This is a genomic window from Rhizobium sp. 01N48 (assembly GCF_056399145.1).
In genome coordinates this window covers 173768-197865 of sequence record NZ_JBFTQT010000006.1, presented here as the reverse complement: position 1 = coordinate 197865, position 24098 = coordinate 173768, and the positions used below count along the sequence as shown (strand labels likewise).

18 protein-coding genes are annotated in these 24098 nt (G+C 63.3%); 11 read left to right on the top strand and 7 right to left on the bottom strand.

From position 1 onward, the window contains the following. Window positions 1–119 precede the first annotated feature (119 nt). The gene (locus AC1DOG_RS14145; protein ID WP_477928825.1) at window positions 120–2645 is read right to left on the bottom strand and encodes a transglycosylase domain-containing protein; all 2526 of its coding nucleotides are present in this window, start codon (window positions 2643–2645) and stop codon (window positions 120–122) included. Window positions 2646–2961: 316 nt separating this feature from the next. Between AC1DOG_RS14145 and AC1DOG_RS14140 the strand changes: the two genes are divergently transcribed. Together AC1DOG_RS14140 and AC1DOG_RS14135 are read left to right on the top strand one after the other, a co-directional pair. Further along, a complete protein-coding gene (locus AC1DOG_RS14140; protein ID WP_112428750.1) occupies window positions 2962–3285 on the top strand; it encodes a GCG_CRPN prefix-to-repeats domain-containing protein in 324 nt (107 codons plus the stop codon). A 186-nt stretch (window positions 3286–3471) separates the two neighbouring features. Then, window positions 3472–3654 (top strand): hypothetical protein, encoded by a 183-nt coding sequence (locus tag AC1DOG_RS14135; protein WP_477928823.1) that lies wholly within the window; start codon window positions 3472–3474, stop codon window positions 3652–3654. Between the two features lie 200 nt (window positions 3655–3854). On the opposite strand, the gene AC1DOG_RS14130 is transcribed toward AC1DOG_RS14135, so the two are convergent. Beyond that, entirely contained in the window at window positions 3855–4763 is a 909-nt protein-coding gene (locus AC1DOG_RS14130) for an SH3 domain-containing protein (protein ID WP_289728443.1), read from the bottom strand. A gap of 479 nt (window positions 4764–5242) precedes the next feature. Further along, window positions 5243–6628 (bottom strand): M20/M25/M40 family metallo-hydrolase, encoded by a 1386-nt coding sequence (locus AC1DOG_RS14125; protein WP_477928821.1) that lies wholly within the window; start codon window positions 6626–6628, stop codon window positions 5243–5245. A 194-nt stretch (window positions 6629–6822) separates the two neighbouring features. Here AC1DOG_RS14125 and AC1DOG_RS14120 point away from each other — a divergent pair, with 194 nt between their 5' ends. Together AC1DOG_RS14120 and AC1DOG_RS14115 are read left to right on the top strand one after the other, a co-directional pair. Continuing rightward, window positions 6823–9213, top strand: coding sequence for a bifunctional diguanylate cyclase/phosphodiesterase (locus AC1DOG_RS14120; protein ID WP_477928819.1), 2391 nt, complete (start codon window positions 6823–6825; stop codon window positions 9211–9213). 88 nt (window positions 9214–9301) lie between these two features. Continuing rightward, entirely contained in the window at window positions 9302–9835 is a 534-nt protein-coding gene (locus AC1DOG_RS14115; RefSeq protein WP_477928817.1) for a ribonuclease H family protein, read from the top strand. Here the strand turns inward: AC1DOG_RS14115 and greA are convergent. Further along, window positions 9819–10301, bottom strand: a complete 483-nt coding sequence (greA, locus tag AC1DOG_RS14110) for a transcription elongation factor GreA (RefSeq protein WP_477928815.1) — start codon at window positions 10299–10301, stop codon at window positions 9819–9821. The two genes, AC1DOG_RS14115 and greA, sit on opposite strands and share 17 nt — an antisense overlap. A 110-nt stretch (window positions 10302–10411) precedes the next feature. Next, a complete protein-coding gene (locus AC1DOG_RS14105) occupies window positions 10412–11662 on the bottom strand; it encodes a D-arabinono-1,4-lactone oxidase (RefSeq protein WP_477928813.1) in 1251 nt (416 codons plus the stop codon). A 135-nt stretch (window positions 11663–11797) separates the two neighbouring features. On the opposite strand from AC1DOG_RS14105, the gene AC1DOG_RS14100 reads away from it, so the two are divergent. The 4 genes from AC1DOG_RS14100 (at window position 11798) to AC1DOG_RS14085 (ending at window position 14635) form a co-directional block, all read left to right on the top strand. Next, window positions 11798–12217, top strand: a complete 420-nt coding sequence (locus tag AC1DOG_RS14100; protein ID WP_477928812.1) for a DUF1801 domain-containing protein — start codon at window positions 11798–11800, stop codon at window positions 12215–12217. A 40-nt stretch (window positions 12218–12257) separates the two neighbouring features. Then, window positions 12258–12719 carry a cupin domain-containing protein gene (locus AC1DOG_RS14095; protein ID WP_477928810.1) on the top strand — a complete coding sequence of 154 codons (462 nt, stop codon included), beginning with the start codon at window positions 12258–12260 and terminating at the stop codon, window positions 12717–12719. A gap of 112 nt (window positions 12720–12831) precedes the next feature. Continuing rightward, window positions 12832–14088 (top strand): GGDEF domain-containing protein, encoded by a 1257-nt coding sequence (locus AC1DOG_RS14090; RefSeq protein ID WP_477928808.1) that lies wholly within the window; start codon window positions 12832–12834, stop codon window positions 14086–14088. Window positions 14089–14233: 145 nt separating this feature from the next. Next, window positions 14234–14635: a hypothetical protein gene (locus AC1DOG_RS14085; RefSeq protein WP_113009505.1), complete on the top strand. Its 402-nt coding sequence runs from the start codon at window positions 14234–14236 to the stop codon at window positions 14633–14635. Window positions 14636–14685: 50 nt separating this feature from the next. Here the strand turns inward: AC1DOG_RS14085 and AC1DOG_RS14080 are convergent, their stop codons facing one another. Both AC1DOG_RS14080 and AC1DOG_RS14075 read right to left on the bottom strand, forming a co-directional pair. Then, window positions 14686–15102, bottom strand: a complete 417-nt coding sequence (locus tag AC1DOG_RS14080; RefSeq protein ID WP_477928806.1) for a MarR family winged helix-turn-helix transcriptional regulator — start codon at window positions 15100–15102, stop codon at window positions 14686–14688. A 366-nt stretch (window positions 15103–15468) separates the two neighbouring features. Further along, window positions 15469–16014, bottom strand: a complete 546-nt coding sequence (locus AC1DOG_RS14075; RefSeq protein ID WP_477928804.1) for a zinc ribbon domain-containing protein — start codon at window positions 16012–16014, stop codon at window positions 15469–15471. A 180-nt stretch (window positions 16015–16194) separates the two neighbouring features. On the opposite strand from AC1DOG_RS14075, the gene polA reads away from it, so the two are divergent. The 3 genes from polA to AC1DOG_RS14060 all read left to right on the top strand — a co-directional run bounded on the left by polA (window position 16195) and on the right by AC1DOG_RS14060 (window position 24033). Then, window positions 16195–19209: a DNA polymerase I gene (polA, locus tag AC1DOG_RS14070; protein ID WP_477928802.1), complete on the top strand. Its 3015-nt coding sequence runs from the start codon at window positions 16195–16197 to the stop codon at window positions 19207–19209. A 273-nt stretch (window positions 19210–19482) separates the two neighbouring features. Then, complete coding sequence (locus AC1DOG_RS14065; RefSeq protein ID WP_477928800.1) at window positions 19483–22140, top strand: DNA translocase FtsK; 2658 nt, start codon at window positions 19483–19485, stop codon at window positions 22138–22140. A 522-nt stretch (window positions 22141–22662) separates the two neighbouring features. Then, a complete protein-coding gene (locus tag AC1DOG_RS14060; RefSeq protein WP_477928798.1) occupies window positions 22663–24033 on the top strand; it encodes an MATE family efflux transporter in 1371 nt (456 codons plus the stop codon). Window positions 24034–24098 lie beyond the last annotated feature (65 nt).

Below are 24098 nucleotides of genomic sequence, written 5' to 3'. Positions count from 1 at the left end.
AAGGACGGGTTTTCGCGACTGCAAGGCGGGAAATGTCCTGAAAACCAGCAAAAGAAGCCAACAGCAATTAATTTTCGCCGCGCGCCCGAAGGCACGTTTTTTGTTGCGCGGCAAAGCGTTTACTCACCCATGATCAGGTCGAGAAGCGTGGTGCGGCGCGGCTGGTACGGCTGGTGCTGCGGACCACCCCCGACATCGCCCGGCGGCAGCGCATTTCCATAGCCGTAACCCTCGTCCTGAGCGACATCGGCAGGTGGTACTGGGCCGCCATAAACCGGAGGCTGCTGCTGGCCGCCGCGACGCACCGGCGCCTGCGGATACTGGCTCCGCTGGTCGTTGCCGCCGCCACCGAAGACGCCCGAAATGATGCTGCCGATGGTGCCCTGCTCCTCCACGGGCGGCTGCATGCCGCCGGTCGAGCCGGTCATGTTGCCTTGCATATCATTGGGCATATCGTTGGGCATACCGCCCTGCATGTTCGGATCGTTGGACGCCATTGGCTGGCCGTTATCGACGGGTGCTGCCGGATTGACGAACTGGCCGTTGCCGAAGAGCGGCGCCGGAGACAGGCCCTTGTGGGCGGCGACCATGAATTCCTGCCAAGCCTTGGCCGGGAGACCACCGCCGGTGACCTTCTTCATCGGCTTGCCGTCGTCGTTGCCGAACCAGACGCCCGTCGTGAGATTGCTGGTGAAGCCGACGAAGAGAGCGTCGCGGGAGTTCTGCGTCGTTCCGCTCTTGCCGGCGACCTGCCAGCCGGGGATCTTCGCGGCCTTGCCCGTTCCCTGCTCGACGACGCCGATCATCATCGCGTTCATGTTGGCGGCGACCGCCTCGGAGAGAACGCGCGGCGGGTTGTCATAGGTGTTTTCGTAGAGAACCTTGCTGCCATCGGCTGTGGTCACGCGGCGGATGACATGCGGCGTCGCCTTGTAGCCGCCATTCATGAAGGCGGCGTAGGCGCCGGTCAGCTCCGTCAGCGACACTTCCGAGGTGCCGAGCGCGATCGAGGCGTTGGACTGCAGCTCGCTCTCGATGCCGAGGCGGTGGGCGAGCTTGATGACCTGATCGGGGCCGTCATACATGACCAGCTGGGCGGCGACCGTGTTCAGCGATTTCGCAAGCGCTGTCGCAAGCGTGACCTCGCCATTGTACTTCTTCTCGTAATTCTCAGGCGTCCAGTCGCCGATGCGGATCGGCGCGTCGTTGAAGACGGAGAACGGCGTCAGACCCTTTTCGAGCGCCGCCGCATAGACGAAGGGCTTGAAGGAGGAGCCCGGCTGGCGCTTGGCCTTGACCGCGCGGTTGAACTGGCTGTCGGCATAATCGCGGCCGCCGACAAGCGCGCGGATCGCGCCGGTGCCGTCGACCGAGACGAGGGCCGCCTGCGAGGCATCGAGCTTGGCGCCGTCCTTGCCGAGCACGTCGTTCAACGACTGTTCGGCGCGCTTTTCCAGCGTCTTGTCGATGGTGGTGTCGACGACGATGTCTTCCTTGACGTCGCCGATCAGCGCCGGAAGCTCGTCCATGACCATGTCGGCCACATAGTGACCGGCGCCATCCCAATAGCGCTTGGCCTTGGCTGGCGTCTGCGACATCGCGGTCTTGACCTCGTCGTCGGAGATCATGCCCTGGTCGCGCATGGCCTGCAGCACCACCTGGGCGCGGTCGTTTGCGGCCTGCGGATCACGCGCCGGCGACAGGCGCGACGGCGCCTTGACGAGACCGGCCAGCAGTGCGGCCTCGCCGAGGTTCACATCGCGTGCCGACTTGTTGAAATAGCGCCGCGAGGCGGCTTCCACACCATAGGCATTGGAGCCGAAGAAGACGCGGTTCAGGTACATCGCAAGGATCTGGTCCTTGGTGTATTTCTGCTCGAGCCAGAAGGAGAGCAGCACTTCCTGGACCTTGCGCTCTAAAGTGCGGTCGGGCGAGAGGAAGAGGTTCTTGGCGAGCTGCTGCGTCAGCGTCGAGCCGCCCTGGACCATGTGGCCCGAGGTCAGGTTGGTGACGAAGGCGCGGGCGAGGCCGAGCGGATCGACGCCATAATGCGAATAGAAACGCCGGTCCTCGATGGCGACGATCGCTTCGGGAATATACGGCGACATGTCTTCCAGCGCCAAGGCTTCGCCGCCCGTGGCGCCGCGATTGGCAATCACGCTGCCATCGACCGAGGTGATCTTGACGTTGGGCGGACGGGCGGGAATTTCCCAGCTGCTGGCGCTCGGCATGCGCGAGCCGTAATAGACGACCAGGCCGGTTACGCCGATGCCGACCCATATGCCGAGCACGATGCACCAGTAGACCATGCGGCGGATGAGGCCGAAGAAGCCGAGCCCCTCGCGCTCCGGCCGCCGGCGCTTGCCGCCCCTGCCATCGTTACCACCACCGCCATTGCGGCGGCGCGTCGGCTCGCGGTAGCGCGGCTCGTCGTCGTAATCATCTTCATAACGGGCGGAATCGGGTTCGCGCCTTGCGGGCGGTTCGCGGCGTGGGGCGGACTTCTGCGCCGTGCGCTTGACGGCGCGTCCGCCGCCGGCGACGCGGTCATCGGCGCCGAGCGCGAAATCATCGCCATCGTCGCGGCGCTCGCGACCGCTGAAGGATGGTTCGATTCTATCGCCTGATCTGCCCCTGCCTGCCATTTACGCCCGCTGAACCTCGCTTCAATCGCAAACCGAGGTTTGCCCCAACCCGCAATCCACCGGCTACAAGCCCGATGGGTGCGGCGGCCGCATCACGCTGGCCGCATCTTTACCCGGTTGAACTTTAAATGCGGCGATTTAAGGGGGAGTTAAGACCTCGTTAGCCAAAGGCAAAAGCTTTTGAACGCAGCATTTTTCGGTTTCAGCCGGCCCTCCCCGCCTGCCGCAATAATGCCTTGGTTGGTTCAGGTCCCATTCACCCGAACGGCCCTCTAATCCACGTGCAAGGGACTTGCATAAGGAATGAGGTGCAGAGATGCGCAAGACAATTATCGCGATCGCGATCGCACTGACCGGGCTTGGTGCCACGGTTGCCGAAGCCATGCCGATGGGCGCCGTTCAGAGCGGCGTCACCAACAATGTCGTGAAGGTCGACTATGCCTGCGGCCGTGGCTTCCACGTCACGCCCTGGGGCGATTGCCGCCCGAACTGGCGCCGCCCGCCGCCGCCGCGTTACGAACGCCGCTACCACCGCGACTACGGCTGGGGCCACCGCCCGCCGCCGCGTTACGGCTGGCGCGACGATCGCGGCCATCGCCCGCCGCCATGGGCACGCGACGGCTACGGCTATCGCTACTGAGCGACCAAACGATCGCACCGACCACTCGAAAGGCCCGCCCGTCGCGGGCCTTTTTTCGTATGCATGCGCAAGGCGAGCCATTTTGTCTCAACATGGCTGCCATTCGTTGCCTTTGTCACAAATCTGACATATGTCGCGGCGATTGCGCCTATTATTCGCGCATTCGGCGCATCAAGCAGGCGGACAATGAGCATCCATTCGGCAACAGCAGACGATTTCAGCCCCAGAGAGATCTGGAGCGTGCATGATTTCGCGCGCCGTCATCGGCTGTCGAAGATGGAAGAGAGCCGTCTGAAGATGCTGCACGGCCCCTACGCCTCGATGCGCGACCTGATGGCATCCGGCAAAAATACAGCTTCCGGCTGGTGACGCGGAACCATTTCCGCTTTCACCCATTTCTACCCAAGCGAGGCAACACGCTTCGCGGCAGATCGGCCGTCTCCCCTCAACACGAGCCGATCGAATTCAGGCCCGGCGTCTCTCAGGAGCGTCGGGCTTTTCGTTTCTTCCCGACAAACAGAAAGGGCGACCTTTCGATCGCCCTTCTCATTTTCACTGTTGATGCTTGATTACTGCTGGTTCTGTCCGCAGTTCGGGTCGCCCGGCTGGCAGACAGGCGGGCGGCGGCGGTCGTGGTCGCGACGATCCGGGCCGCGATCGAAGCCTGGCTGTCCGGGTTGGCCTGGCTGACCTGGCTGGCCGGCCTGTCCTCCCTGACCGCCTTGGCCACCCTCACCACGCCGGCCGGGCTGACCCGGTTGACCTGGCATGCCTGGCTGGCCGGGCATGCCGGCGCGGCCGGACTGATCGTCAAACTGCGGCGGGCGGCCGGGACGGCCACCATTGTCCTGGCGCGGATCGGGGCCACGGCCAAAATCGGGACCGCGACCGGGGCCACGGTCGAAATTGGGCTGGCCATTGTCGAAGCCGGGACGCGGGCGATTGTTGTCGTAACCCGGGCGGTTGTAATCGTAACCAGGGCGAGGTCCGCCATTGTCATAGCCGGGACGCGGACGGCCGGGATTGTCGAAGCCCGGGCCGGGCGGCGGGCGGACGGCTGCCGGGCGGTCATAGACCGGGTTACGGCGCCAGCGGTCGCGCTGACCGTAGAAGGACCGGTCGCGGTAGTAGCGATCCCAGTAATTGCCGACGCTGAAGACGACCGTCGGGATGCCGAGCGGGCGATAATATTGCGGATCGACATAGACGCGGCGCTGCTGATAGAGCGCCTGCACATAGCGGCCGGCGACCCAGCCGCGGCCGTTGTAGAACTCGACATCGCACCAGGGCACATCGGCAAGGCAGCCGTGGATTTCGACGGATTCGCCGGCGGGAATGACGGTGACAGCAGGATACTGCGTGCTCGGGCCGGCGCGCATGTTGACGTTGGCGGTCGCGAACCCTTCGGCGGCCTGAGCTGCCACCGGGGCCAGCAACAAGGCTGCGACGGCGGTGATCTTCATCAATGTGGTCTTCACGCTTGCACTCCCTAGATAGAGCGGACGAAACGCCGCCCCTTCAGAAAACTTTCGGGCTTATCGCCTTATCAAGACAACAGTGAACAGCTTCCCGGCCAAAGTTTGGCGAGAGTGATTCAACTTTTCTTTCAATGACTTATAGCATCCACTGATGAACGCAGCTTGAACGGTTCGAGGACCAAGGCCTTGAAATGGGCCGGCGCAATCACGATATCCCGGTCATCGGATGCAGTCGTCGATCACCAAGCCGCACCATGGAGCGCATGGAGAATTGACCTGCCTATCGCGAGATTATCGTTAACGCTTCGTTAACCTTTCGCGGGCAGTCTGACTGCAATATTCGCTTTCACTTTGACCACGGATGTACTGGCACTGATGCGAAGCGAATGACGAAAGGCCGGTTTCAACCCGGCCTTTTTGTTCCTCTGGCGCCCCGATCTTTAAAAATCGGTGCGCCTTTTTCATTTCATCGACGCCGATTACGCCGCCAGCGCTTCCATGATGCGGATCCAGGAGCGGATGCCCTTGTGATAGGACGTCAGCTCGTACTTCTCGTTCGGAGAATGGATGCGGTCGTCGCTGAGGCCGAAGCCGACCAGCAGCGATTCCATGCCGAGCATCTTCTGGAAATCGCCGACGATCGGGATCGAGCCGCCCATGCCGATGACGACGGCGGGCTTCGGCCATTCGTCGGAGAGCGCCGTCTTCGCCTTTGTCAGAACAGGCGAATCATAGGCCAGATGAATGGCCGGCGAGCCGCCATGCGGGTGGAACTCGACCGAGCAATCGGCAGGCAGCTTGGAGCGCACATAAGCGCGGAAGCTGTCGCGGATGGCGGCCGGGTCCTGCGTGCCGACGAGGCGGAAGGAGACCTTGGCCGACGCCTTGGCGGCGATCACGGTCTTGAAGCCTTCGCCGGTGTAGCCGCCCCAGATGCCGTTGACTTCGGCAGTCGGGCGGGCCCAGGTGAGTTCCAGCACCGAGCGGCCCTTCTCGCCAGAGGGAACCGACAGGCCGACTTCGCCGAGGAAGCCCTCGGTGGTGAGGCCGAGCGTTTCCCACGAAGCCTTGATGTTTGCAGGTGTTTCCTCGACGCCGTTATAGAAGCCATCCAGCGTGATGCGGCCGGTGTCGTCGTGCAGGCCGGCGAGGATCTTCGTCAGGATATGGATCGGGTTGGCGGCAGCACCGCCGAAGAGGCCCGAATGCAGATCGCGGTCGGCTGCGGTGACGACCACTTCTTCACCGACGAGGCCGCGAAGGGTGCCTGCGATCGCCGGCGTGTCGCGGTCCCACATGCTGGTATCGCAGACCAGCGCATAGTCGGCCTTCAGCTCGGCGGCATTGGCCTCTAGGAATGGCTTCAGAGATGGTGAGCCGGATTCTTCCTCACCTTCGAACAGAATCGTGACGCGGATGGGCAGCGCGCCGTTGATTTCCTTATAGGCGCGGCAGGCTTCGACGAAGGTCATCAGCTGGCCCTTGTCGTCGGCGGTGCCGCGGCCGGTCAGGATCTTGCGGCCGCCGGCTTCCTGCACGGAAGGCTCGAAGGGGTCGTTGTCCCAGAGATCGATCGGATCGACCGGCTGCACGTCATAGTGACCGTAGAAAAGCACATGCGGAGCCGACGGGTTGGCGCCATCGTGATGGGCGACGACCATCGGGTGGCCGGGCGTGGTGCGCACCGAAGCGTCGAAACCGATGTCTCGGAGATAGGCCACCAGCCACTCGGCTGCCTTGTGGCAATCATCCTTGTAGGCGGGATCGGTCGAGATCGACTTGATCCGCAGCAGCTCGAACAGCTTGTCGAGGCTCGAGGGCAAATTCTGGTCCGCGCGCGCGAGAACCGGCATCAGGTCAGGCATTTCCGACTCCTTCTTGAATTTTTGCCGGACGATAGACCAAAGCATCAGCGCTTTCGAGGTGAAAAACGAAATGCGGGCACACGCCAGACTCTGCGAGAACATTCGTTCAGAGCATGGAAAAGTTGTAATTTGCAATTCATAGTTATTTAAGAAGACGCTTGATAACTTCCGGAGATTGGTGCTGGAGGTGGCTGATGTTTACCGTGATCGCCTGTATTCGTGACAATCATGACTGGCGCTTGATCATTGCCGCCGTCGTCGTCTGTTTCATCGGAAATCTCACCGCCATGCTGCTGCTCTTCCGCGCGCAGCAGTGCGATCGCGCCCAGCAGCGCAACTGGATCATGGCGTCGGCCTTCGCCATCGGCGTCGGCATCTGGGCCACCCACTTCATTTCCATGCTCGCTTATGACGGCGGCTATTCCATCGCTTACGGGCTGGGGCTCACCACACTCTCGGTTGTGATCGCCATCGGCGTCTCCTATCTGGCGCTGCTCGTCGCCACCGAGGGTACCAGCCGCTTCGCCTTCGCGCAGGGCGGCGCGCTGATGGCGCTCGGGATCACCGCCATGCACCTGACGGGCATGCAGGCGGTCGAGGGCCAATTCAACATTCTCTTCAACGCGACGGCGACACTCTCGGCGCTTGTCATCAGCGCAGCACTTGCGAGCGTTGCCTTCCTGATCTTCCGTTCGCTATCCGGCTCCAAGCGCGTGCTGCTATCCGCAACCGCAATGGTGCTGGCGATCGCCGCCGCGCATTTCGTGTCGATGAGCTTCATCACGCTGACCCCTGAGCCGGGACGGCAGATGACGGCTGCGATCGTCGAGCCGAAGGCGCTGGCGGGTGTCGTCATGGCGGTCTCGACGGCGCTCATTCTGGCATCGCTCGGCATGGTGTTCCTGGCGAGCCACCTCACCGACCTCAAGGGCCTGGCGAACGCCACGATGGAGGGGCTGCTGGTGCTCTACGAGGGAATGATCCTCGACGCCAACGAGCGCTTTCTCGAGATGTCCGGCTGGCAGCTCAACGAATTGCGCGGCCAGAAACCGGACTTCCTGCTGCTGCCCCCAGGCGGGCTGCAATCCGGCGTCCATCATGAGACGCTGCTCACCACGCACGGCGAGACCGAACTGCCGGTCGAACTCATGCTCCGGCGGATGATCTATCGCGGCCGCAGCTGCGATATCCTGGCCGTGCGCGACCTGACGGAGCGCAAGCGCGCCGAGCAGATGATCGAGCATCTGGCCCAGCATGACGTGCTGACCGGGCTTCCGAACCGCTCTCTCTTCGACACGCGTCTCAGACAAGCAATCCAGGTGGCGCAGCGCAAGCGTGGGCAGGTGGCCGTCTTCTATCTCGATCTCGATCGCTTCAAGGCCGTCAACGACCTGTTCGGCCATGCCGAGGGCGACCGGCTTCTGTGCAAGGTCTCCGCGATCCTGCAGCGCGTGGCCGACGACAGCGCCACCATCGCGCGGCTTGGCGGCGACGAGTTCGCCATCATCCAGAGCGGCAAGCCGCAGCCCGACGGCGCGCGTGGCCTTGCCGACGCGATCCTTGCGGGCGTCGCCGCCGAAATGGACGTCGCCCGCGACCCGACCGCCGTCGGCGTCAGCATCGGCATCGCGGTCCACCCCGCCGATGGCGATACCGGCGAGCTTCTGTGCATCAACGCCGACACCGCGCTTTACCGCGCCAAGCATGCCGGACGCGGCAAGGCCTGCTTCTTCGACGCGGAGATGGATGCCGCCGTCAAGGCGCGGCGCGAGATCGAAAACGAGCTGCGCCACGCGATCACCCGCAACCGGCTTTTCGTCAACTACCAGCCGATCCTCGACAGCCGCACCGGCAGCATCAGCGGCTACGAGGCGCTGATGCGCTGGAACCGGCCGGGGCATGGAAGCTCCGAGCCCGACGTCTTCATCAAGATCGCCGAGGAGAGCGGCATCATCGTGCAGCTCGGCGAATGGGTGCTGCGCCAGGCCTGCACCGAGGCGGCGCGCTGGCCGCAGCCGCTGACTATCGCCGTCAACGTCTCGCCGGTGCAATTCATGCTGCCTAATCTCTATGACCGGGTGGCCGCCATTCTGCACGAGACCGGGCTTGCGCCGCAGCGGCTGGAGCTTGAAATCACCGAGGCCGCCTTCATCCGCGACCGGGTGGCGACGATCTCGACGCTGATGCGGCTGCACGGTCTCGGCGTGCGCATCGTCATGGACGATTTCGGCACCGGCTTCTCCTCGCTCTCCAACCTGCGCGCGCTGCCCTTCGACAAGATCAAGGTCGACCGCAGCTTTACCGGCATTCTCGAACATGACGCCGCCGCCCGCTCGATCGTGCGCGCCATCATCGGCCTCGGCCACAGCCTTGGCATACAGGTGGTAACGGAGGGCGTGGAAACGGAACTGCAGCGCCAGATCGTGACCAACGAGGGCTGCGAGCAGATGCAGGGGCTGCTTCTCGGCAAGCCGGATATCGAGCCGAGTGTGAAGATGGCGGCGCGCGAGAGCTATCTTTCCGCGCATGAGAAGCAGCAGAAGACGGTGCTGCTTTATCCGCAGGTGGTGTCGACGTCGAAGTAGGCGGGCATTATCTGGGGCGGAAGACAGGGCCGGGCATTTCGGATAGGCTGCGCCTTCCTGCCGATTTGCCAGACGTTCCGCCGCCCATATGACCGACAATCCCGACGACCCACGCGCCATCGGTGCTCACGACAAGCTTGAGATCTTCACCGACGGCTGCTGCGAGCCCGGCTCCGGCGACGGCGGCTGGGGCTTCGCCGTCTACCGCGGTGGCGTCGAGATCGCATCCGGTTGCGGCGGCGCTGATAAGACCGCCAACAATGCGATGGAGGCGACCGCCGTTCTGAAGGCAACGGAATGGGTCAACGCCCACGCGGAAAAAGCGGTGGTGACGATCTGGTCGGATTCGGTCTACGCGGTGAAGGGCTGCAACGAGTGGCGGCCGATCTGGCGCAACAACGGCTTCAAGAAGATCAACGCCAATAGCCGGCTCAGAAGCCGTGGCATCGCCGATGCCGATCTCTGGAAGGCGATCGACACGGCAATCTCGGGATCAGCGACGATCACCGTTTCGTGGTGCAAGGGCCATGCCGGCACCGAGGGAAACGAGCGGGCCGACAGGCTTGCGGATAGCGGGCGGCTTTCGATCGCGGTGAAAGCCCCGCTCAAGCGATCGCGATGATCTCCAGCTCCTGGCCGCCGGCATCAACCACATCACCGACGGCCTTGCCGATCAGCACACGCGCCACCGGCGAGACGTAAGAGATCGACCCGGCCTTCGGATCGGCCTCGTCCTCGCCGACGATGCGATAGGTCTGCACCCGCCCGTCCTCGCGCTCGAAGGTGACGAGGCTGCCGAAGGCGACGGTATCGCTGGACGTAGGCGCGGGCATAAGCTGGGCGGTGCCGAGGCGGGCCGCGAAGTAGCGGACATCACGCAACGGCGCGGCACCCTGGCGGCGGCGCTCGTTGATGTCGTCGATCCCCAACGTCGCCTCATAGGCCTCGCGCGCTTGGCTAAGATTGAGCTCCAGCGCCTTCAATCCGGCCTCGGTGACGAGGTTCGGATGCTGCGAGATGGGGCGATCGGGAATGAGTGTTTCCGATGCCGTCTCGAAGCTTTCTTCCTTGGTGAAGGCTACAGCCAATCTCTACTCCATACCGATATCAGGGACATCTTCGCCCCTTGCCTGTTCGCAACAGCATATACCGGCGCGGCGGCGAGCGCCAACGCCGGCAAGATGCCGCACAATCCCGCTCAGTTCGTCGTGCCGAAGACGACCTCTTCCAGCCATGGATTGGAGAACTTTCGTTCGGGGTCCATGCGCTCGCGAAGGCGGGCGAAGTCAGGGAGCTTCGCGTAATTCTTGCCGATATGGCGGCGGGTGAAGACCTTGCCCCAGTGCGGCAGGGGCGAGAAAGGCGCCAAGGCCTGCTCGATCTCGGCGGCGGCGGCATCGACGGCCGCCTGGTCGCGAACCCAGGTGAAGTGAATCGACAGCGTATCGCGATTGAATTGCGGGCTGAGCCACAGGCTGTCGGCGGCGACGGTGCGGAGTTCGCCCGATTGGACGAGATGCGCGAATTTCGGGCGGATCGACAAGAGCGCCTCGACGGCGGCCGCGCCATGCTTGCGGGGCACATGATATTCGGACTGGATCTCGGCGCCGCTGCTTGGGGTAAAGCCCATCTTGAAATGCGGCAGCCGATCCGACCAGCGGCCGAAGGCGCCCAGCTGCTCGGTGGCGTTTTCGGCGTCGAGGCCGATGATCGGATGACGCTTGATGTCGGCATTGACCGCGCCCTGCAGGGCATCGGGATGATTGCCGCTCTTTTCCGTCTCCTTCAGCCAGACCGCGCCGGCCTTCTCGCCCCATTGGGTGAAGACGCTGACGCTATAGGCCGCCGCCATGATGGCATCGAGATTGGACAAGAGCGCGTCCCAGCCCAGCCCCTCATAGACATGCTGCGCGACCTGAAACTCCGGCTGGACATCCAGCGTCACGCGGGTGACGACGCCGAGCGCGCCCAGATGCACGACCATGCCTTCGAAATCGGCATCGCCACGCTTTACTTTCACCAAGCTGCCATCGCCGGTGACGAATTCGAGGCCGGAGACCGCAGTGGCCAGGTTGCCGTTGCCATCGCCCGAGCCATGCGTCGCGGTCGCGATCGCGCCGGCGATCGATATGTGCGGAAGGGAGGCGAGATTGTGGATGGCGAGCTGGTGGCGCTGCAGGAAGAGCGCGAGCTCGCCATAGGTGCAGTGGCCGGCGACCGAGACCTGGCGACCGTCGCCCTCGACAACCGGATCGATCGGCAGGCGCTCGAGCGACATGGCAGAGCTGCCATCGACGATGGCGTTGAACGAGTGGCGCGAGCCGAGCGTCTTTACCGCCGCCGACCGCGCGACGATCGCACTGATTTCCTCGAGCGAGGATGGATAATTGCAGTCCTTGAAACCATAGTGAAAGCTTTCCGCCCAATTGGCGGCAGGCACCTGCGTCATGAGTGAACCTCCTCGAATCCCGCGAGATTGGTAACACGATGATGGAGGCGGAGACAGAGGGAACCCTCTTCCCCTCAGCCGCGAATCTCCTAGATTGCGTAGTATTCGCATAAGCTTATCGACGGGGAGGATGGAATGGCGGAGAAGACGAGTGCCGCGGGCGAGGAAGCCGATGCGTCGCAGCTGATCGACCAGCGGATCGCGGAGCTGACGGACTGGCGCGGCCCGATGCTGGCGAATGCGCGGCGGATCATCCGGGACGCCGATCCAGAGGTGATCGAAACGTGGAAATGGCGCGGCGTTCCGGTGTGGGAGCGTTCCGGCATCATCTGCACCGGCGAGACCTACAAGACCGCCGTGAAGCTGACCTTCGCCAAGGGCGCATCGCTCGACGATCCCTCCGGCCTCTTCAACGCCAGCCTCGAGGGCAATGCCCGGCGCGCGATCGACTTTCACGAGGGAGACACGATCAACGCGCCGGCACTTACGGAACTCGTGCGGGCGGCGATCGCGCTGAACATGACGAAGGCCACGAAGAAGCCGAAGGGCGGTTGAGCGGGCGGTCCGCCTAGCCACCAATGCGGAGGATAGTCTGATGCCGAAAATCGACGTCGCCACCGTTGCCCGCGTCAAGGGCTCGCCTTATCCGGAGCCGCATGCGGCGGCCTGCGCCGAGCGTATCCGCCAGCGGCTGGGTGACGCCGGCGGGCTTTCCGCTTTCGGCATCAACCTGATGCACCTGCCGCCGGGAAACTGGTCGAGCCAGCGGCACTGGCATTCGCATGAGGACGAGTTCGTCTATGTGCTCTCGGGCGAGGTGGTGCTGGTCGAGGATGATGGGGAGACGCCGCTTCGCGCCGGCGATTGCGCCGCCTTTCCGAAGAACACCGGCAACGGCCATCACCTCATCAACCGGTCCGATGCGGTGGCGATCTACCTGGAAATCGGCTCGCGTGACATGGCCGATCTCACCACCTGTTCCGACATCGACATGATGAGCGCCAACGCCGATGGCCGGTTCGTTCACAAGGATGGGAGCCCCTATCCGAAACCTTGACACCCCTGCCCGCGACCTTCACCCATGAGAACCGGGGACGCATAATATTCATTTGTTCATGATTTTGTGCGAGGCATCTCATACACGGATTTAGGTGGGGAGCACGTTTGCAATGGCTGTTGCGCGCGCATTCGGTACGTCTTCCGCGGATGTGAAACAGCGGGAACTCGAGCGTCTGGCGGCGCTGGAGCAGCTCGACCTGCTCGATTCGCCGCGCGATGAAGGCTTCGAGCGGATCGTTCGGCTGATCAAGGAAGTGTTCACCGTCGACATCGGCCTGGTGTCGCTGATCGACGCACACCGCCAATGGTACAAGGCCTGCTCCGGTCTCTCGAACAGCGAAGTGCCGCGCGAGGATTCCTTCTGCCGTTTCGTGGTGGACCTCGACACGGCCGTGATCGTGCCCGACGCGACGCGCGACCCGCGCTTTGCCGCCCACCCCGCGGTGACAGGTGAAAATCATATTCGCTTCTATGCCGGCGTTCCGCTGCGCACCAAGAGCGGCCACACCGTCGGCACCGTCTGCGCCATCGACCGCACGGCGCGCTCCTTCGGACGCAAGGATCTCACCATTCTCGAAGAGATCGCCGGCGTCGCCATGGACCGCATCGAGCTGATGCAATCGGCGGCGACCGACAGCCTGACCGAGGGACTGACACGCCGGGCCTTCAAGGAAGAGACCGACCAGCTGATCGGGGCCGCGCTGCGCAACCAGAAAAGCCTCGCCTGCATCGTGCTCGACATCGACCACTTCAAGACCGTGAACGACACGCATGGCCACGCGGCCGGCGACGAGGTGCTGAAGGCGGTGTCTTCGATCTGCCGCTCGGTGCTTAGAAGCGGCGACCTTTTCGGCCGGCTGGGCGGCGAGGAATTCGCGATCATCCTGCCCAATGTCGACCGCGACGGCGCACTCGTCGTTGCCGAGAGGCTGCGGGCGGCGATTTCGGCCGAGCCGATCGTCGGCGAGTTCGGCTCGCTCGAGGTGACGGCGAGCTTCGGGGTTTCGGCGCTCTCGATCGTCTGCAAGGAGATCGACACGCTGCTGGCCCAGGCGGATGCCGCCATGTACGAGGCCAAGCGCAGCGGCCGCAACCGCTGCCTCTGCTGGCAATCGATCAGCTCGGATCAGCCGAGCGGCGCGCGCCGGCGGGTGCTGAAGGCCGGCTCGATCCTCTTCAACGACCGTCGCTCGACGATCGACTGCACCATCCGCTCGCTCGGCGCCGACAGTGCCGCACTCTCTGTTTCGAGCTCGACGGGAATCCCGGCGGAGTTCGTTTTGATGATCAAGGGTGAAGGCTTCGAGACGCATTGCCGGGTGGTCGCGCAGGACCGGCAAAACCTGGAAGTTGCGTTCCGGGGCTGAGCCGATGGCGCTCAAACGGCGAAAAAGCGGCGAAATTCGTAAGAATTCGAAACAACTTGTGACTAAGTGGCTCCAAAAGCTGACCTTTTCGTCTTGAAGCTGAAACATAGATATCGGATATTACGTGCACGTTAAGGAAGACGTCATGATCCGTATGATTGAAGATCCCGCCGAATTGGCCGGGGAAGACATCACCGGCAAGTATATCTTGCGGAAATTGAACTACCACTGGTTTGCCTATGGCAAGGCCGGCATCGTGACCGCGTGCAAGGGCACGATCCTTCATATCGATCGCGAAGAGACCGTCTATTCCGAGCGCTGGGGCCGCCGCGCCTACACCGGCAGCGGTAAGCGTTATCCCGGCGGCATCTGCCCGATATCGGCCATTGCCTGCGTCTGCGATACGCCGGATGAAGTGAACGCCGTCATTCAGCTCGATGTCGAGGCGCAGGACGAGTTCTACCAGCTGATCGCCAAGACCGAAGCGCGTGTGCAGGCTCTGGCCGCATCCTCGCAGAACCAGATCTACCTCGCCGCCGCCGAATAAGGCGCCAGCCCTGTCCCGGGTGCTACTCGCGCCGGGACCACACCCAAATCTCAGAGCTTCTTTGCGTTCTCCAGCAGACGGCGGATGTATTCCAGCGTCAGCTCGCGCTCGAATGTCTTGAAGCCATCGAACAGGGCGAGATCGGCCTCGCGGGCGGCGAGAACGGCATCGTTTTCCATGATTTTGGCGCGGTCGGTGAGGAACACCAGCTGGGCGCGCTTGTCTGACGGATGCGGGCGGCGCTCGATCAGGCCATCGCGCTCCATGCGCGACAGCGTGTTGGCCATGGTGGCCTGCTCGATATCGACGCGGGCGAGCAATTGCTTCTGCGTCAGCCCGTCTTCGGCCCAAAGCTCCAGCAATATCGGAAACTGACCCGGCGAAAAACCCAACCTTGCCGCGCGCTGCTGCAGCGAGCGGGCAAAGCCTTTGGCCAGCTGGCTGGCGAGATAGGCTCCCGAGTCCATTCGTTCCGTTCCCATTTTTTCAGTTAGGCGCAAAACCCAGCCACGAGCAATGCAACAAATCGTATGCGATGCTTTGAAAGACAGACATTCATATTCATACAGCTGGAGATAGTGCAGAAAAACAAAGCCGCCATAGCCTGGAGGTAAGGCTATGGCGGCTTCAAATAGGGGACAAAGGCCCGGAGAGGGGATGAGGCCTTTGTCCAAGTCCAATGCGGCGGGGGACGAGCCAGCAATCAGACCCTCGACGTGATCAATGTCGCGTCGGTGATATTTATTTGTAGTTCCGAATGTGGCTTTTCAAGGGAAAGAAAAGAATTGACTATTACATTTTGGTAACAGTCCAGTGAGCGGCTTGTGCGAGACTCACGCTGCGGGCGGCGGGCGCAGCCCGACGATACGCTCCAATTCGGAGACGCGCGCGTCGAGGTCCTTCAGGGACATGCGGTTCTGATAGCTGTCCTGCAGCGCGTTTATGACTTCGTTGTACTGGCGCACCCCATCTGAGCGCAGCTCCTGGACATGATCGGCGATATCATGTGTCCGCCCCTCCAGGTCGTCTATGCGCTTCAGGATCGCGTCGAGCCGAGCTTCCATCTCCGAGCGAAACTGACCCATCTCCGAGCGAAATTGCCCCATCTCGGTTCTCAGTTGACCGACGTCGGTTCGTGCCTCGCCGATCTCAATTCTCAGCTGGCCAACTTCCAGCTTCACCTTTCCCATGTCAGCCCTGAGTTCGATCAACTCGCCCTCGAACTTGTTCATGAAGCGCCCTAGCTTGATGAACTCGACATCGTACCGACCAATTGCGTCGACCTGGCGAGCGATCTTGGTATTCAACCCCTTCACGCCATCAAGCAGCATGGAGATCTGGTTGAGAATATACCTCTGCGATTCGGGTTCTCCAGACATTGCGGACTCCCTTTGGCCTCCGCCCAATGTACGGGCGAAAAACGCCTGAAACAAGCCGCAGCTATTGAGGGGTTATGGCCGTTTCCGCGCGTTTTCCGGCACTTCCCAAGCATGTGCGCAACGCGCCGGCACCCTAACTTTATATGGACCTCGCAGGGCCGGCGCGCTATCCATGCTGCCATGAAAAAAGGCGATCATCTCTTTCTTGTCGACGGCTCCGGATTCATCTTTCGAGCCTTCCATGCCCTGCCGCCGCTGACGCGCAAATCCGATGGGCTGCCTGTCGGCGCCGTCTCCGGTTTCTGCAACATGCTGTGGAAGCTCCTGACCGAGGCGCGCGACACGTCCGTGGGCGTGACGCCGACGCATCTGGCCGTCATTTTCGACTATTCGTCGAAGACCTTCCGCAAGGATCTCTATGACGCCTACAAGGCCAACCGCTCGGCGCCGCCGGAAGAGCTGATCCCGCAGTTTGGCTTGATCCGCCAGGCGACGCGCGCCTTCAACCTGCCCTGCATCGAGACCGAGGGCTTCGAGGCCGACGACATCATCGCCACTTATGCCCGCCAGGCCGAAGCGCTCGGCGCCGACGTGACGATCGTCTCCTCCGACAAGGACCTGATGCAGCTCGTCACCGATAACGTCCACATGTACGACAGCATGAAGGATAAGCAGATCGGCATCCCTGACGTGATCGAGAAATGGGGCGTGCCGCCGGAAAAGATGATCGACCTGCAGGCGATGACCGGCGATTCCGTCGACAACGTGCCTGGCATTCCCGGTATCGGGCCGAAGACGGCGGCGACGCTGCTGGCCGAATATGGCGACCTCGACACGCTGCTCGCTCGCGCCACCGAGATCAAGCAGGAGAAGCGTCGGCAGACGATCATCGAGAATGCCGACAAGGCGCGGCTGTCGCGTGAACTCGTCAAGCTCCGCACCGACGTGCCGCTCGACATCGCCGTTGCCGACCTCATCCTCGAGGCGCAGGACGGACCGAAGCTGATCGGCTTCCTGAAGGCCATGCAGTTCACCAGCCTGACGCGGCGCGTGGCCGAGGCCTGCGAATGCGATGCTGGTGCCATCGACGCGGTCGACGTGCCGGTCGAGTGGGGCGCCAATGCGCATGGGCCGGATCTCGACGTAGCCGAGCCGGCGCCGGTTGCCGGCGGGACGCCCGAGGTCGTCGGCGACGCCGTGGCTGTTCCGACTAAGACCAATGGGGCTAAGGTCAACGGCTCCGCCGCGCCGGAGGGCAGCTTCACGCCATCCGATTTCGCCAAGTCGCGGGCCGATGCCTTCGCCAACCTGCCCTTCGACCATTCGCGCTATGTGACGATCCGCGATGTCGCGACGCTCGACAAGTGGATCGCGGATGCGCACGAGACCGGCGTGATCGGCTTCGACACCGAAACGACCTCGCTCGACGCCATGCAGGCGGAGCTCGTCGGCTTCTCGATGGCGATTGCCGACAACGCGAAGAGCCCCACCGGCGTCAACATCCGCGCCGCCTACGTGCCGCTCGGCCACAAGACCGGCGTCGGCGACCTGCTCGGCGGCGGCATGGCCGAGAACCAGATCGCAATGCGCGATGCGCTGCCGCGGCTAAAGGCGCTGCTCGAGGACCAGTCGGTGCTCAAGGTCGCGCAGAACCTGAAATACGACTACCTGCTGATGAAGCGCTACGGCGTCGAGACAAAGAACTTCGACGACACGATGCTGATCTCCTACGTGCTCGACGCCGGCACCGGCGCGCATGGCATGGACCCGCTGTCGGAGAAATTCCTCAACCACAAGCCGATCGCCTACAAGGATGTGGCCGGCAGCGGCAAGTCGAACATCTCCTTCGACCTCGTCGATATCGACCGCGCCACGCACTACGCGGCCGAGGATGCCGATGTGACGCTCAGGCTCTGGATGGTGCTGAAGCCGCGGCTGGCGGCCGAGAAGCTGACCTCCGTCTACGAGCGGCTGGAGCGGCCGCTGCTGCCCGTTCTCGCGCATATGGAAGAGCGGGGGATCACCGTCGACAGGCAGATCCTCTCGCGGCTCTCGGGAGAGCTGGCGCAGGGGGCGGCAAGGCTGGAGGACGAGATCTACCAGCTCGCCGGCGAGCGCTTCAACATCGGCTCACCGAAGCAGCTGGGCGACATCCTGTTCGGCAAGATGGGCCTTGCCGGCGGCTCGAAGACCAAGACCGGTCAATGGTCGACCTCGGCGAGCGTGCTGGAGGATCTGGCGGCGGCCGGGCTGGAACTGCCGCGCAAGATCGTCGACTGGCGCCAGCTGACCAAGCTCAAATCCACCTATACCGACGCGCTGCCGGGCTATGTGCACCCGCAGACGAAGCGGGTGCATACCTCCTACTCGCTGGCTTCGACGACGACGGGGCGGCTTTCCTCGTCGGAACCCAACCTGCAGAACATTCCGGTTCGCACCGCAGAAGGCCGCAAGATCCGCACCGCCTTCATCTCGACGCCTGGCCACAAGCTGATCTCGGCCGACTACAGCCAGATCGAGCTGCGCGTGCTCGCCCATGTCGCCGAAATCCCGCAGCTGACGCAGGCCTTCGCAGACGGGATCGACATTCACGCGATGACGGCCTCCGAAATGTTCGGCGTTCCGGTCGAGGGCATGCCGTCGGAGGTGCGTCGCCGCGCCAAGGCGATCAACTTCGGCATCATCTACGGCATCTCGGCCTTCGGCCTTGCCAACCAGCTCTCCATCGAGCGCTCGGAAGCCAGCGACTACATCAAGCGCTATTTCGAACGCTTCCCCGGCATTCGCGACTATATGGACAGCACCAAGCAGCTGGCCCGCGACAAGGGCTATGTCGAGACGATCTTCGGGCGGCGAATCAACTATCCTGATATTCGCTCCTCAAACCCCTCGGTTCGCGCCTTCAACGAGCGCGCGGCGATCAACGCGCCGATCCAGGGCTCGGCCGCCGACGTGATCCGCCGGGCGATGATCAAGATGGAACCGGCGTTGGCCGAGGTCGGGCTTTCCGAGCGGGTGCGCATGCTCCTGCAGGTGCACGACGAACTGATCTTCGAGGTCGAGGACGAGGACGTCGACAAGGCCATGCCTGTTATCGTTTCCGTGATGGAAAACGCCACCATGCCGGCGCTCGAAATGCGCGTGCCGCTGAAGGTCGATGCGCGCGCGGCGACCAATTGGGACGAGGCGCACTAGAGCTCCGGGCGTTCGCGCGAACGCGCAAAGGACGCTCTAACTTTTTGCATTTGCGCATCGGACTTCCGGAAATCGATTTTGATTTTCGGGCCGATGCGCGGGCGCCTCGTCGAAAAATCGCTAAAATTTTCTTTATCAAGCAAGTCACTGAAAGCACTCGATTTACGCCTTGCTGCGGCTGTCGCGCAGGGGCGTCGAGAAGGAACTTATTAACCTTCATTTCCTAAGCCGGAAGAGGATAATAGTTACCAATCATGAGTGAGTGGCTGTCGTATGCGCTTTCCTAGAACCAATCTGACGGATGCCGGCGAGGTTTCCGCCGACACCCAGGGCGAACAGCTGCAGGAACAGGCCGGCGAGAAGCCGGTGCCGCCGATCTGGCAAAATCACTTTTCGCTGGCGCCGAATGTCCGCTTTACCCGCACGCCGGAGAGCCAGATCAACCCGCGCAAGCAGCCGGCCGAGCCGGTGCAGCAGCGGGTGATGGAGCCGGAACAGGTCGTGGCAGCCGCACCGACACCCGCCCAAGCGGTGGCACCGGTGACGGTAAAGGTGATGGCGCCGGTGGCCCAGCCGATCGTCGTGACGCCGCAACCCGCCGCACAGCCGCGCCAGGGCTATGTCGCCCGCCAGGCCGCGATGCAGCCGGCCGTCACACAGCCACAGCCGCACGTTCAGCAGCAGGCGCTGCGCAATGCTTACGCGCCGCAGCAGACCGGCCCACGCGCGCCTGTCGTGGCTAACGTGCCCTTCGACGTCTACCAGCCGGCAGCCAATGTCGCCGCCGTCGAAGAAAGCGCGATCGTCGTTTCCGAGACCGCCGACGAAGCGCAGTTCCACGCCACATCCAACCTCTCCTCGATCTCCGACTTCGCCTTCTGGGAAGTGATGTCATTCGAGGATGGCGAGGCGCCCGTCGAGCCGGTGGAAGCGGCACCGCAGGTGCAGATCGTCGCGCCGCAGACCGTCTCCGAACCGCATTCGATCATCAGCCAGTTCCGCATCATGGAATGGCGCCCGGGCAGGCAGCCCGTCGTCGCCGCGCCCTATGCCGCGCCGCTGCCGGTTGCCGTTGCTCCCGTCGCGGCCCCGATCACCGCGCCTGTCGTAACAGCTGCGCCTGCCGCTTCCGTTGCAGCGCCTGTTGTCGTGGCGCCGGCCCCGACCACCGGTCGTGCGCCGATCCGCCAGCCGCTTGCCGTCAGGCTGAAGCAGCAAGCAGCTGCCGCCGAGGCGCTGGCGCCCGCCCCTGCCCCGCAGATCGTGCAGCCGATCGCCATAGAGCCGCAGCCATCAGTAGCGCAGCCGATCGCGCCGATGCCGGTTCGCTCGCAGCCGGCGATCGCACCGCTGGCACCCGCCGCGCGCATGGTGGCGCACAAGTTCGTGCCCTCCAAGGTCGATGCCTCCGGCTATGAATTCCCCTCCAATTCGCTGCTGCAGGAGCCGCCGGAACGCGTCGGCGAGATCATGTCGCAGGAAGCGCTGGAGCAGAATGCCGGGCTTCTGGAAAGCGTGCTTGAGGATTTCGGCATCAAGGGCGAGATCATCCATGTGCGCCCCGGGCCCGTCGTGACGCTCTATGAATTCGAGCCGGCGCCGGGCGTCAAATCCTCGCGCGTCATCGGCCTTGCCGACGACATCGCCCGCTCGATGTCGGCCTTGTCAGCCCGCGTCGCCGTGGTGCCCGGCCGCAATGTCATCGGCATCGAACTGCCGAACGCGCTGCGCGAAACCGTCTATTTCCGCGAAATGATCGAGAGCGCCGATTTCGAAAAGAGCAGCTACAAGCTGGCGCTAGGCCTCGGCAAGACGATCGGCGGCGAGCCTGTCATCGCCGAGCTTGCGAAGATGCCGCATCTGCTTGTCGCCGGCACCACCGGCTCGGGCAAGTCGGTCGCCGTCAACACGATGATTCTCTCGCTGCTCTACCGGATGACGCCGGAACAGTGCCGCCTGATCATGATCGATCCGAAGATGCTCGAACTGTCGATCTATGACGGCATTCCGCATCTGCTCACCCCCGTCGTGACCGACCCGAAGAAGGCCGTGATGGCGCTGAAGTGGGCGGTGCGCGAGATGGAAGAGCGCTATCGCAAGATGTCGCGCCTCGGCGTGCGCAATATCGACGGCTACAACAGCCGCGTGGCGCAGGCCAAGGACAAGGGCGAGACGATCCACATCATGGTGCAAACCGGCTTCGACCGCAGCACCGGCGCGCCGATCGAGGAACAACAGGAACTCGACCTCACGCCGATGCCCTATATCGTCGTCATCGTCGACGAAATGGCCGACCTGATGATGGTGGCCGGCAAGGAAATCGAAGGCGCGATCCAGCGTCTGGCGCAGATGGCGCGCGCCGCCGGCATCCACCTGATCATGGCGACGCAGCGTCCCTCGGTCGACGTCATCACCGGCACGATCAAGGCCAACTTCCCGACCCGCATCTCCTTCCAGGTGACGTCTAAGATCGACAGCCGCACGATCCTTGGCGAACAGGGCGCCGAACAGCTGCTCGGCCAGGGCGACATGCTGCACATGCAGGGCGGCGGCCGCATCTCGCGCGTCCACGGCCCGTTCGTCTCCGACGCCGAGGTCGAGAAGGTCGTGGCGCATCTGAAGACGCAGGGCCGCCCGGAATATCTGGACACGGTCACCGCCGACGAAGAGGAAGACGGCGAGGAAGAAGACAGCGCCGTGTTCGACAAGGGCGACATGGCGGCAGAGGACGGCAACGACCTCTACGACAAGGCCGTGAAGGTCGTGCTGCGCGACAAGAAGTGCTCGACCTCCTACATCCAGCGCCGCCTCGGCATCGGCTACAACCGCGCGGCATCGCTCGTCGAGCGCATGGAGAAGGAAGGGCTGGTCGGCCCGGCCAACCACGTGGGCAAGCGCGAGATCGTCAATGGGCGTGGCGAGGGGGATTGAGGTCTCGGCGCCGGGGATGCAGCACAGAAAAATTGAGCTCAGAACCCGGAGCCCCCTCATCCGGCTGCCGCCACCTTCTCCCCGATGGGGAGAAGAGACTCGTGGCGGCGCTTCGACACACACTGTCATTCGTGGACGGGCTGAAATCAACGGCCAAGGTGGTGCAGAGCGGCTGCCACCTGCCCCTTCTCCCCCAACGGGGAGAAGTGCCGGAGCGTAGCGAGGCGATGAGGGGGTGGAGCGGAAGCGACACCCTGAGCGACAAGCGAAGGGCACGCCAGTCCTCACATTTCCGCTTCCCAAACCCCACCTCCATTTACCGCCACTCCGTGGTCCGCCGGTTTTCGAATTGACAGCCCCGCGTCAAAATGATTGATCCGGTGCAGGTTTCGAGTGCCTGCCGCCTGCGGACGCAAGTCACGGTAAAAGCTCGACGTGGATATCGTCTCACCCTCGAAGCATTTCGTTGGTGGCAATGCAGGCTCCCTCCTCAATCGAAATGCCTCATATGAGGAGTGCGTGATGTCTGCGAGACAATCACCCGACAATCGATTCCTGACCGCGCCCGTGGGCCGGATCTTTGCCACGACCGCCTTGCCGATGGTGACCATCATGACGATGAACGGCCTGCTCGGCATCGTCGATGCCGCCTTTCTCGGACGCTTTGTCGGGGAAGAGGCCATAGCGGCCATCAGTATCGCGTTTCCCATCCTGCTTGTGACCATTGCGCTTTCGACGCTTGTCGGCAGCGGCATGTCCAGCCTGCTTGCGAGACAGCTCGGCGCCGGTGCGCGCGAAGAGGCGGGCGCCACCTTTGCCCGGGCGCATGGCCTTGCCATCCTGATCGGCCTGGTGCTGATCCTTCTCTTCCTCGTTGGCGGCGGGACGTTTGCAATGCGGATGGCCGGATCGGCGGAGCCTATCGCTCGGATGGCGTGGGTGTTTCTGATGATCACTCTTCTGGGCACGCCGCTGCAATTCCTGCTCGGTATCCATGCGGATGCCTGGCGCAATGAAGGCCGGGCGGGGAGCATGGCGCTGATGTCGCTTGGCGTGACATCGATCAACATCCTCTTCAACTACATCCTGATCGTGCCGTTTGCGATGGGCGTTGCGGGGTCGGCCTTGAGCACCGTTTTGGCGCAAGGGGCGGGGCTTGCTCTCCTCATCGAGGGCCGGCGGCGGTCGCGGGAGATGATGCCGCTTGGCGTCTTACGGCGCAACGCTTGGCATGGGCAATGGGGGAAGATTGCGGCACTCGGCGCTCCCGTCAGCCTCACTTTCATCGGGATGGCGCTGACGGCGACCTGCGTGGTTCTTGCGTTGCCGTCGTCGGGCGAAGGCCATTCGCAGGCTGTTGCTGCCTATGGCATCATCACGCGCATCCTCGGTTTTGCCTTCCTGCCGCCCATGGCCGCAGCGCTCGCCATGCAGAGCATCGTCGGCAACAATGTCGGAGCCGGGCGCTGGGATCGCGCCGACCAGGTCCTGAGGATTGCCGCGGTAACCGCCTTCATCTACGGAGCCGCCGTCGAACTGCTGCTTCTGACACAAGGCCGGCTGATCGCCTCCGCCTTTATCGCCGATGCCGGTGTTATCGAGGAGGTCGCCAGGATTCTCAAGCCGATGGCGGCGCTCTATCTGTTTTCGGGACCGGTGCTGGTGCTCGCGCTTTACTTCCAGGCTATCGGCCGACCTCTGCAGGCAGGACTTCTGACGCTGATGAAGTCGTTCGTGCTTGTTCCGGTGGCCATCATTGTCATTGCCGCTTTGCTGGACCGAACGGCCATCTGGTTCGCGTTTCCGATCGCTGACGGGCTGACCGTGGCGATCGCTGCGGTGGTTCTCGGCGCGGTCGCGATACGCGGCGAAGAGCGGATGAGACAGGGGTGATGGAGCCGGCGACCCATCGGGCGTGAAAGCGTGGGAGGCGCCCAATAGTGGCGGCTCCTATGGTA

What these genes read in the sequence shown, in the direction of transcription:
- AC1DOG_RS14145 (WP_477928825.1), bottom strand. Translation starts at nt 2,645, where the DNA reads ATGGCAGGCAGGGGCAGATCAGGCGATAGAATCGAACCATCCTTCAGC.
- AC1DOG_RS14140 (WP_112428750.1), top strand. Translation starts at nt 2,962, where the DNA reads ATGCGCAAGACAATTATCGCGATCGCGATCGCACTGACCGGGCTTGGT.
- AC1DOG_RS14135 (WP_477928823.1), top strand. Translation starts at nt 3,472, where the DNA reads ATGAGCATCCATTCGGCAACAGCAGACGATTTCAGCCCCAGAGAGATC.
- AC1DOG_RS14125 (WP_477928821.1), bottom strand. Translation starts at nt 6,628, where the DNA reads ATGCCTGACCTGATGCCGGTTCTCGCGCGCGCGGACCAGAATTTGCCC.
- AC1DOG_RS14120 (WP_477928819.1), top strand. Translation starts at nt 6,823, where the DNA reads ATGTTTACCGTGATCGCCTGTATTCGTGACAATCATGACTGGCGCTTG.
- AC1DOG_RS14115 (WP_477928817.1), top strand. Translation starts at nt 9,302, where the DNA reads ATGACCGACAATCCCGACGACCCACGCGCCATCGGTGCTCACGACAAG.
- AC1DOG_RS14105 (WP_477928813.1), bottom strand. Translation starts at nt 11,662, where the DNA reads ATGACGCAGGTGCCTGCCGCCAATTGGGCGGAAAGCTTTCACTATGGT.
- AC1DOG_RS14100 (WP_477928812.1), top strand. Translation starts at nt 11,798, where the DNA reads ATGGCGGAGAAGACGAGTGCCGCGGGCGAGGAAGCCGATGCGTCGCAG.
- AC1DOG_RS14095 (WP_477928810.1), top strand. Translation starts at nt 12,258, where the DNA reads ATGCCGAAAATCGACGTCGCCACCGTTGCCCGCGTCAAGGGCTCGCCT.
- AC1DOG_RS14090 (WP_477928808.1), top strand. Translation starts at nt 12,832, where the DNA reads ATGGCTGTTGCGCGCGCATTCGGTACGTCTTCCGCGGATGTGAAACAG.
- AC1DOG_RS14085 (WP_113009505.1), top strand. Translation starts at nt 14,234, where the DNA reads ATGATCCGTATGATTGAAGATCCCGCCGAATTGGCCGGGGAAGACATC.
- AC1DOG_RS14080 (WP_477928806.1), bottom strand. Translation starts at nt 15,102, where the DNA reads ATGGACTCGGGAGCCTATCTCGCCAGCCAGCTGGCCAAAGGCTTTGCC.
- AC1DOG_RS14075 (WP_477928804.1), bottom strand. Translation starts at nt 16,014, where the DNA reads ATGTCTGGAGAACCCGAATCGCAGAGGTATATTCTCAACCAGATCTCC.
- polA (WP_477928802.1), top strand. Translation starts at nt 16,195, where the DNA reads ATGAAAAAAGGCGATCATCTCTTTCTTGTCGACGGCTCCGGATTCATC.
- AC1DOG_RS14065 (WP_477928800.1), top strand. Translation starts at nt 19,483, where the DNA reads ATGCGCTTTCCTAGAACCAATCTGACGGATGCCGGCGAGGTTTCCGCC.
- AC1DOG_RS14060 (WP_477928798.1), top strand. Translation starts at nt 22,663, where the DNA reads ATGTCTGCGAGACAATCACCCGACAATCGATTCCTGACCGCGCCCGTG.